At 65.9% G+C, this 5753-nt stretch carries 6 protein-coding genes; 2 read left to right on the top strand and 4 right to left on the bottom strand.

Annotation, left to right across the window (positions count from 1 at the left end):
* Nucleotides 1-149 precede the first annotated feature (149 nt).
* From ACFV4N_RS38775 to ACFV4N_RS38760, 4 genes are all read right to left on the bottom strand, one after another.
* Nucleotides 150-575: an Imm1 family immunity protein gene (locus ACFV4N_RS38775; protein ID WP_499677667.1), complete on the bottom strand. Its 426-nt coding sequence runs from the start codon at nucleotides 573-575 to the stop codon at nucleotides 150-152.
* Between the two features lie 115 nt (nucleotides 576-690).
* Nucleotides 691-1188 carry an SMI1/KNR4 family protein gene (locus ACFV4N_RS38770; RefSeq protein WP_499677666.1) on the bottom strand — a complete coding sequence of 166 codons (498 nt, stop codon included), beginning with the start codon at nucleotides 1186-1188 and terminating at the stop codon, nucleotides 691-693.
* A gap of 415 nt (nucleotides 1189-1603) precedes the next feature.
* Complete coding sequence (locus ACFV4N_RS38765) at nucleotides 1604-2377, bottom strand: transposase family protein (RefSeq protein ID WP_499677665.1); 774 nt, start codon at nucleotides 2375-2377, stop codon at nucleotides 1604-1606.
* A gap of 79 nt (nucleotides 2378-2456) precedes the next feature.
* Nucleotides 2457-2930, bottom strand: coding sequence for a flavoprotein (locus ACFV4N_RS38760; RefSeq protein WP_499677664.1), 474 nt, complete (start codon nucleotides 2928-2930; stop codon nucleotides 2457-2459).
* 224 nt (nucleotides 2931-3154) lie between these two features.
* Between ACFV4N_RS38760 and ACFV4N_RS38755 the strand changes: the two genes are divergently transcribed.
* Together ACFV4N_RS38755 and ACFV4N_RS38750 are read left to right on the top strand one after the other, a co-directional pair.
* Entirely contained in the window at nucleotides 3155-4432 is a 1278-nt protein-coding gene (locus ACFV4N_RS38755) for a helix-turn-helix domain-containing protein (RefSeq protein WP_499677668.1), read from the top strand.
* 159 nt (nucleotides 4433-4591) lie between these two features.
* Entirely contained in the window at nucleotides 4592-5452 is an 861-nt protein-coding gene (locus ACFV4N_RS38750) for a phosphotransferase (RefSeq protein ID WP_499677663.1), read from the top strand.
* Nucleotides 5453-5753: the final 301 nt, after the last annotated feature.

The following is a 5753-nucleotide window of genomic DNA, read 5'->3' as shown; positions in this document are numbered from 1 at the left end:
TCGGTGCGCCGCCCCAGCGAGTACCCCGTGCCGATTTCGTCGTAGAGCTCGGTGCCGGCCACGCGCGCCTCCCCCGGTTGATCTACTTGACCGGACAGTAGCGATCGGCGGACTTACGGGCATCCCCTGCCTCACCTGACGATTGCCACTCACTCTCCGTACCTGCCGTGGCCCTCGGGACGCAGGTGGGGATTGTCGTCAGGCACGGCGCCGTCGTGGTCGAGGTAGGTGGCCAGCACGGCGTGGACGACGTCCAGCGGCACGAGGTGGCGGGCGGGGATCTCGTGGCCGTGGCCGACGTAGTCGAAGGTGACGTCGCCTTCGGCATCGAGTTGCCCGTGTGTCCAGCGGCCGGGCTCGCCTGGTTCCCACACCACGCCGCGGTCGGGTGTGACACCGACGTACAGGTAGGGCTTGCCGTACGGGTCTTCGTGCACCACGACTTCGGCCAGGGCAGGCACCGACTGGCGGCTCGACAGCACTGCCAACCGCTCGATCAGGCCGGAGATGTCATCGTGGGTGCGGGCGAGGTACGGGGTGGTGTCGTGGTCAAAGGTCGCGCTCAATGTTGCCACGGCGGTTCTCGCCCTCCCGGAATCGTGCACCACACCGAGACCCCCCGCCAACCACGATGAAAGGCTCACTCTTGGCCGAGGTCTCAACGCTTATCTCGAACCGCACTCCTTCAGCTTATTCCCATGCTATAGGGACAGCTTGCACCAACTCGCGAAGCAAGTACCGGAGGAACTCCCAGAACCCACTTGCGAGAACGGCGATCCCGGACTCATCCACCTCATAGGTGGAGCCAATTTGGGCTCCACCGCTTAGGCGATAAACATTTCCACTGGAGGAACTTAACGCAAAGAGACCGCCACCACCGTCGGAGCCGAACACGACAATCGCATCGTTAACCGATCCGGTCACCTCCGTAGGCCGATCTCCTCTCCGAATTCCTTCGACCAGCACCTCGGCCGAGGCAATGAAGAACCCATTGCCCACGTCCGGCAGAGAGACCTCTTGGACTCGCGAGTAAAAGTCCCGAAGTTCGCCTGGGGCACCCACGGAAGAGAGACTTTGAGCCGCCTCCCGACCGCTCTCGGCAGTAGCTTCGACCAGGAGGTCGTCCCCTGGCGGATACCCGAAGCCGGCCTCGAAGTTCCTCATGAGCTTCGAGGCAAGCACCGACACGGCCTCGATCCAGCCACTTAGGCCCTCCCCAGAAATAGTCACCGTATCCCCTGTCGATCTGTGCAGCGAAACATCGGTCTGAGCGCGCGCGAGGTTCGGTTTAATATTCCGGCACCACTCCACTAGTTCGTGATCTCCTGGCGAATGTTACCCCGCGCGAGTTCATCCTACTACCGGGCCCACCATACATGTTGGATGGCGCATCGAAGTAGAAACCCTGGGATTCGGGGTGGTCACGACGATATCGGTGGCCCGGCGTGGGCAAGATACGACCTGCGCTGCGGCCTGCGGCGTCACAATGAAAAAGGCCCGGTGTTTCGGAGGAGCTAGCGGTGAACAGCGGCGGTGATCTCGGCCCATCGGAAGGCGGCGAGGCCGTTGTCCGCACGGGTAGTGATGGAGCGTTATTCAGAAGTCACCAGCCGAGTCGGTAGTGCTCCAGGCTGGTGACGATGCGGATGATGGTGGGCAACTCGGTCAGGCGGGCGCGGTAGCCGGTGGCGAGGATCTTCCAGTTCTTCAGGTGGGCGATGGCCTGCTCGACGGCCCAACGGATCTGGTTGACCCCGCGGTTCCAGATCTTGTCCTCGGGGGTGTGGTGGGTGTGGCCTGGTCGTTTGCGGCGGGGTCGGATCGCGGCGGTGCCCTGGTAGCCCAGATCGCCGAGGAAGACGGTGTGGGTGAGCAGGGTGTCGTAGCCGACGGTGGTGAAGGCGTGGCGGTCGTGGGTGCGGCCGTCGACCGGGTCGGCGACGTGCAGCAGGGTGCCGTCGATGCCGGCCAGGACCTGCAGGCCCACGCCGTGGCGGCGGTGCTTGCCGTTGTAGTCGGCGGTGAGCCGGCCCGTGCGGCGACCGGTGGGGATCAGGGTGCCGTCGACGATGACCACCCGGCCGGCCAGGGCTTCGGGCATCGGCGGTGTGTGAGGGCAGGTGACCTGGCCCAGCAGTGGCGCGTAGCGGCGGAAGACGCGGGAGACGGTCGGCTGGGACACGCCGAACAGGTCGCCTGCGAGGGTCTGGGGCAGGTTGTGGCGCAGCAGCACCAGGGTCAGCAGCACCGAGCGGTGCAGGCCCAGCGCCGGAGGCCGTCCGACCTGTGAAGTCGGGTGTGACTGGAGTTGGTCGATCCGACGGACCAGCTCCCGGATCTGGTCATGGTCCAGGCCGGTCGTAGAGTGGTAGCGCAACAGCCCTGCCCTGTGGTGGTCGCTTCTGTGAGAGGAAACCGACCCTACCCAGGCAGGGCTGTTGCGCTGTCAGCCCAGCTCAAAGGTTCTGAATAACGCTCATGGCGTCGGTATCGAGGAAGGTGACACCGTTGGTGGTGAGCACCTCGATGCTGGGTCGATAGGCAGGGTGGCTGCGCAGCGATGGTTTGACGCAAGGGGCGGCGATGATGGGCACATCGGTGGATAGCAGTTCGTTGAGCACCCCGAGCGCGAGGCAGTCGCTGATCCCGCCGGCCCACTTGTTGATCGAGTTGAAGGTCAGCGGCGCAGCGAGGACTGCGTCGGCCCTGGGCAGGGATTCCTGTTGTCCGGGTGGCAGGGCGGTGGAGCGGGTGAGGCAGCCGGTGCGGGCCGCCAGGTCGTCGAGGTCGATCCAGGTGGCGGCGGTGGGGGTGGCGATGAGGCAGACACGCCGGCCGTCGGCACCCAACAGGGTGATTGCCTGGTCGATGCCCAACACGGGCGGGGCGGCGCAGACGACGAGGTACAGCCATCGCGGCGTGTCGCTCATGCCCGCACGTCCATGCGGGCGGCCAGGCCGCGCAAGCCCGGGACGGCGTGGACATCACCGGTGGCTTCGAGCACGTGACGCAGCCTTACTGCAGCACCTGCCTGCGATCCATCCACAACTTTCCCCGAATCTTCCCTGAAGAATGTGTCAACCGGCATGTTGTAGACCATTGGCCACTGCGGCATTGAGCTACCGTGATCAACCCCAGCACAGGAGGTTCGGCGATGGGGTCACAGCACAGGGTGCCACGGGTAGCTTTGGCGCGAGCGCGCGAGTCGATTGGTTTCAGCCAGGAGAGCCTTGCGGAGGCCCTGGGAGTGCATCCTACGACGGTGGGCAATTGGGAGACCGGCCGGTCCGCTCCGCTGGCCCATCACCGCCGACCTCTCGCCGAACGGCTTCAGGTCAGCGTGAGCGAACTTGCCGCCCTGCTCGATCCGGCCGACTCCCCCGCCACGAATTCGTTGTCTTTGAGCAACGCATCGGGCAACGACTCGCTTGACGGGGATCAACTCGTTCGCGATGACGCCGAGCAGATCCGCATCCGTTTGGAATCGTCCTTGAGCGAGTCCGCTTCCCCTGCCCGCATGGAATTGGTTGAACAGCGAGTAGCGCACCACGTGGGTGAGTACACCCGGATCGGACCAGATCACGCCCTCAAATCGCTGTTGCCCGACCTGGCCGACATCCAGACATTGGCTGCGCGACGCCAGCCGGTTCTCGTGCACCGACAGCTCGCCACGGTCACGACCATGTTGACGCTGCTCATCGCCGACTCGTACATGAAGCTGCAGCGCATCACCGGTGCACGTCGGTGGTACGGCACCGCGCTGCTCGCCGCACGAGACGCCGACGACCCCGTTCTGGTCGCGCTCGTGCTGGCACAGCAGACCATGCTGGCCTACTACTACGAACCCGCCCAGAACGCCGTCACGTTGGCACGTCGCGCACAGGCCTTCGCCGCTGACCACATCTGCGACGCGGCGGCACTCGCAGTTGCCGCCGAGGCCCGCGCCCTGGGAAAACTGGGAGACGCCAGCGGTGTGCAGGGAGCACTGGGTCGCGCCAGTCGCCTGACCGAGGCGCTGGCCGGGCGGGAAGGAGGGCAGGAGGACCAGTACGCCGCTTTCCGCTTCGGCCCGGGTCGGCTGCACCTGTACACCTCGGGCGCGTGGGCGAACCTGGGGGATGCGACACGTGCACGCGCCGCCCAGGAAGCAGCCCTGCGGGCTTACGCCGGTGACGAGCGCGTGGTCATCGACCCCGCCCTCGTCCGCTTGGACCAGGCGTTGACCGAAGCTCATCGCGGCGATGTCATCGGCGCGACCACGCTCGCCCTGACCGTGCTCACGGAGTTGCCACCCACGCACCGCACAGGGATGGTGCTGACCCGCGCCCACGACGTGGTCACCGCGGCCGAGGCCCTCCCCCACCCCCGAGGTCGAGTTCCGGACACCGTGCGAGAACTGCGCTCCCTCACGGCATCGGCCGCGCACCGTTGAGCGGGACGAAGCTCATCACGATCACCCCAGTCGCCCACATCGACCGCGTGACCCCAGACTGGACCGGTGAGCTCACGGCCGTCCACGATCGGGAACGACTTCACCGTCGACAGCACTCGCCCCCTCCTCCGGCAGGCATGTGAAGCAGTCGGACTGGACGTGCGGGACGCGCAGGTGCTGCGTCACCACACCAACGCCGTCTACCTCGTCGGAGAGGTTCCGGACGCCGTGGTGGTCAAGATCGGCCGACCTGGCGTCGACCCCCAACGGGACCTGCGCAACGCACGCGGACTCGTCTCCCTCATCGCTTGGCTGACCCGGCACCGGGTGCCCATCACTCCCCTGCTGCCGGGCATCGAACAACCGGTCGTCGTAAAGGGGCATGTCGTCACGTTCTGGCCTCACCTGCCTCAGCGACGCCCGGTGTCGACCGAAGCCATCGCCGCGCCGCTGCTGGGACTGCACCAGGCCCCGCAGCCGCCGTTCCCGCTGCCCGCACTCGACCCGATCACCGCGATCACGCGCTCCGTCGCCGTCAGCCGCATCCTCGACGAAGATCACAGAACCGCGGTGATGACCAGGTTGGACGGGCTGAAGCCGTTCTGGGCCCACCTGTCCGAGTCCGCACCTCCGCGCCTCATCCACACCGATCCGCAGCACCGCAACACCCTGTGGCACCCCGCTCCCCGTGACGAAGAAGCGGCTTCGGATCATGCTTCAACCCCTGCTGTGCTGTGCGATTTGGATGGCATGGCACTCGGCCCGGTCGAGTGGGATCTCGTCACCATCGAGGTTCACTGCCGTCGGTTCGGCCACACGGACTACGACGCCTTCGCCAGAGCCTACGGACGCGACATCCGCGAGGAGGAAGGGTACGAGGCGCTGCGCGAACTGCGCGAACTGCGCATGATCGCCACCAACGCGAGGAAGTCCCCGCCCGGCAGCCCTCAGGCGATCGAGGTCATTCAGCGCATTCACGGCGTCGACGATGCCACCACCCTGCCTTGGCACATCATCTGAGCCATCGCCACAAGAGCGACAGAGCCGGCCCGGAACGTTGCGTTTGAATTCGGGAAAGGTTGCGGCATGACTGCGACCGATTTCCGTGGTGCCTGCTGGATGCATGCGTTTAGCTGTTACGCGAGCAAACCGCCACACCACACAGGGGAGTGATGAACACCGAGGACAAGTCGACAGCCGTGCGCCCGGGCAACGCGCACAGCCGGGAACTGGGTGAGGTGATCCGCAGGATTCGCCGGGCAGTGGAGATGCCCGCTCCGAAGGTCACCGAGGCCCTGGGTTGGTCGTTGGGCAAGTTGTC

Origin of the sequence: Actinosynnema sp. NPDC059797 (assembly GCF_042732085.1) — a bacterium.
GTDB lineage: Bacteria > Actinomycetota > Actinomycetes > Mycobacteriales > Pseudonocardiaceae > Actinosynnema.
Note: the sequence above shows the minus strand (reverse complement) of the source record. Positions and strands in the feature narration are given on the sequence as shown.

Excerpts from the sequence above, each read along its gene's own strand:
- ACFV4N_RS38755 (WP_499677668.1), top strand. The coding sequence starts at position 3,155 with ATGGGGTCACAGCACAGGGTGCCACGGGTAGCTTTGGCGCGAGCGCGC.
- ACFV4N_RS38760 (WP_499677664.1), bottom strand. The coding sequence starts at position 2,930 with ATGAGCGACACGCCGCGATGGCTGTACCTCGTCGTCTGCGCCGCCCCG.